The 288-nt window shown below is 50.3% G+C and carries 1 protein-coding gene; it reads left to right on the top strand.

Annotation, left to right across the window (positions count from 1 at the left end; genetic code table 11):
- Positions 1-288: hypothetical protein (locus ACHRVL_RS23045; protein ID WP_395415598.1), on the top strand; the 288-nt coding region annotated here is incomplete at both ends.

Here is a 288-nt window from a genome sequence, read left to right as displayed (position 1 = left end):
TTATACTGTGGCGGCTACAGCTCCATGTACTGTTGATGCTGTTTCGACAGTTTCAGTAACAGAGCAGGCGCAGCCAGATGCAGGAACAAACGGAACATTAACGATTTGTTCAGGCAGCACTGTAACAGCAGCGGCATTATTCGCTCAGTTAGGCGGAAGTGCAGATGCAGGAGGAACTTGGTCTCCAGCTTTCGCAGGAGCAGGAACGTATACTTATACTGTGGCGGCTACAGCTCCATGTACTGTTGATGCTGTTTCGACAGTTTCAGTAACAGAGCAGGCGCAGCC

This window comes from Flavobacterium sp. FlaQc-28 (assembly GCF_044007415.1).
Classification (GTDB): Bacteria; Bacteroidota; Bacteroidia; order Flavobacteriales; family Flavobacteriaceae; genus Flavobacterium.
The sequence above is the reverse complement of the archived record's forward strand: the minus strand, read 5'-3'. Positions and strand labels throughout refer to the sequence as shown.